Origin of the sequence: Streptomyces sparsogenes (assembly GCF_001704635.1) — a bacterium.
In the GTDB taxonomy this organism is placed as follows: Bacteria; Actinomycetota; Actinomycetes; order Streptomycetales; family Streptomycetaceae; genus Streptomyces; species Streptomyces sparsogenes.
In genome coordinates, this window is sequence record NZ_MAXF01000240.1 from 1 (window position 1) to 3,188 (window position 3,188).

At 73.9% G+C, this 3,188-nt stretch carries 1 protein-coding gene; it reads right to left on the reverse strand.

The genetic code is table 11. From position 1 onward, the window contains the following. Positions 1–3,188 (reverse strand): type I polyketide synthase (locus BBH68_RS38610; protein ID WP_141713171.1); only part of this gene is annotated, 3,188 nt, incomplete at both ends.

A 3,188-nucleotide genomic window follows, 5' to 3' on the forward strand; every position in this document is an offset into this window, starting at 1 on the left:
GACGACCAGTCCACATGCGGCGTCGGCTCATCCACATGCAACGTCCTGGGCACCACACCTCGACGCATCGCCTCCACCACCTTGATCACACCGGCCACGCCGGCGGCGGCGGAGGTGTGGCCGAGGTTCGACTTGAGCGAGCCGAGCAGCAGCGGCCGGTCGGCGGGACGGCCTTGGCCGTATGTCGCCAGGAGTGCCTGGGCCTCGATCGGGTCGCCCAGGGTGGTGCCGGTGCCGTGCGCCTCGACCAGGTCCACGTCCGCGGCGGCCACGCCGGCATCGCTCAGCGCCTGGCGGATGACCCGCTGCTGCGCCGGCCCACTGGGCGCGGTCAGGCCGTTGGAGGCGCCGTCCTGGTTGACCGCGGTGCCGCGGATCACGGCCAGCACCTGGTGGCCGGCGCGCTGGGCCTGGGACAGCGGCTCCAGGAGGAGCACACCGACGCCCTCGCTCCACGAGGTGCCGTCCGCCGCCGCGGCGAAGGGCTTGCAGCGACCGTCGGGGGCGAGCCCGCGCTGCTGGCTGAACTCGGTGAAGACGCCCGGGGTCGACATCACCGTCACTCCGCCGGCGAGCGCCATCGAGCACTCGCCCTGGCGCAGCGCCCGCACCGCCAGGTGCAGCGCCACCAGCGACGACGAGCACGCCGTGTCCACCGTCACGGCAGGACCCGTCAGCCCGAAGGTGTAGGCGATGCGGCCCGAGGCCACACTGCCCGCGGCTCCGGTGAACAGATAGCCGCCGGACTCCTGGGCGTTGGTGGCATCGGTGCCGTAGCCGTGCGGAACGAGGCCGACGAAGACGCCGGTCCTGCTGCCCCGCAGCGACGTGGGGTCGAGCCCCGCCCGTTCCATGGCTTCCCAGGAGGTCTCCAGCAGCAGCCGTTGCTGCGGGTCCATGGCGACGGCCTCGCGCGGCGAGATGCCGAAGAACCCGGCGTCGAACTCCCCGGCGTCGTAGAGGAATCCGCCCTGGTCGACATAGCTGGTGCCCGCCCGCGAGGCGTCCGGGTCGTACAGCGCGCCGAGGTCCCAGCCGCGGTTGTCCGGGAGTCCGCCGATGGCGTCCTGCCCGTCCATCAGCAGCCGCCACAGGTCCTCGGGGGAGCGTACGTCGCCGGGGAAGCGGCAGCTGGTGGCCACGATGGCGATGGGGTCGTCGCCGGACGCCGTGCGGGCGGGCACGGCTGCGGAGTCCGGGTCGGGGCTCGTGGCGCCGAGGATCAGGTCGCGCAGATGCTCGGCGAGCGACAGCGGCGTCGGGTAGTCGAATACCGCCGTCGGCGCGAGGGTCTGCCCGGTGGCCGTCCCGAGCCTGTTGCGCAGGTCCGTGGCGGTCAGCGAGTCGAAGCCGGAGTCCCGGAACGCCCGCCAGACCTCGACCTCCTGTGCCGAGGCCCAGCCGAGGACCGCCGCGGCCTGGCCGCACACCTCGTCCAGTACGACGCGCAGGCGCTGGGCGTCGGTGGGGGCGTCGAGCACCTTCTGCCGGAAGCCGTCGACCGGTTCGGAGAGCGGCGCCGAGGGCAGCTCCACCTGGACCGGCGCGCCGGCCGCCGCGGGCGCCAGCCAGTAACGGTCGCGCTGGAAGGCGTAGGTGGGCAGCTCGACCGGCTCGGTGCCGGCGGCGGCCGGGGCGAAGAGCGCGGGCCAGTCGGGCCGGAGGCCCCGTATCCACAGCTGTCCGAGCGAGGTGAGCACCTGGTCGATGCCGCCCCGCTCGCGCCGCAGGGTGCCGACGCAGAGGATGTCGCGCTCGGCCGCGTGGCCGATGGTCTGCAGCGGGGTGGTCAGCACGGGATGGGCGCTCGATTCCACGAACACCCGGTATCCGTCGTCCATCAGCGCGCGCGTCACCTCGGAGAACTGGATCGGCTCGCGCGCGTTCGAGTACCAGTACTCCGCGTCCAGCTTCAGCGTGTCGATGCGCTCACCGGTGACCGTGGAGTAGAAGGGGACACGGGCCGCCTTCGGGGCCGTCGGCGCCAGCAGCTCCAGCAGGTGTTCCCTCAGCGGCTCCACCTGGGGGCCGTGCGACGCCACCGTCGAGGGCACCACCCGCGCCCGCTCGCCCCGGTCCCGGCACAGCTCGACGAACTCACCCAGCTCGTCCAGCCCGCCGGCCACCGTGCACGCGTTCGGCCCGTTGATGCCGGCCACCGACAGGCCGGGCCGGCCCTCGATCAGCTGGCGTACGTCCTCGACGGGGAGCGCCACGGAGGCGATCGCGCCCCTGCCCATGAGTTCGTCCGCGAAGAGCCGGCTGCGCAGGACCACGATCCTGACGGCGTCCTCCAGGCTCAGCGCTCCCGCCACGAACGCGGCCGCGATCTCCCCCTGGGAATGGCCCACCACCGCGCCCGGCTCCACACCGAACGACCGCCACATCCGGGCCAGCGACACCATCACCGCGAACAGCACCGGCTGCAGGATCTCGATGCGCTCCAGCAGCTCGGGGTCGCCTCGCAACACGTCCACCACCGACCAGTCCACGAAGGAACCGATCACCCGATCGCACTCCGCCATCGACCGCGCGAACGCCTCGGAGGAGGCGAGCAGCTCCACTGCCATGCCGGCCCACTGGCTGCCCTGTCCGGGGAAGACGAACACCACGCCCCCGGGCTCGTCGGACGCCCGTCCGCTCAGCACATGGGCCGCGGACTCCCCCGCCCCCAGGGCGTCGAGCCCGGCCAGGAACGTCTCCCGGTCCTCCGCCACCACGACGGCGCGGTGCTCGAGCGCCGACCTGGTGGTGGCCAGGGCGCGCCCCAGCTCCTCGTCCGTCGCCCCGCTGCCGGCCGCGAACTCCCGCAGCCGTGCCGCCTGTGCGCGCAGTCCGGCCGCGGTGCGGCCCGAGACCACCCAGGGCAGCGCACCGCCGTGGCGCGCCGGCGCCGGCGGGGCGGGGGCCGGGCCGGCCGCGGGTGCCTGTTCGAGGACCACATGGGCGTTGGTGCCGCTGATGCCGAACGAGGAGACGCCGGCCCGCCGGACCGGGCTGGTCTCGGGCCAGGGGGTGCTCTCCGTGGCCAGCCGCACCGCGCCGGTGGACCAGTCCACCTCCGGTGTCGGCCGGTCGACGTGCAGGGTGCGCGGCACCAGGCCGTGCCGGATGGCCAGCACCGCCTTGATGACGCCCGCGACGCCCGCGGCCGCCTGGGTGTGGCCGATGTTGGACTTGAGTTGAGC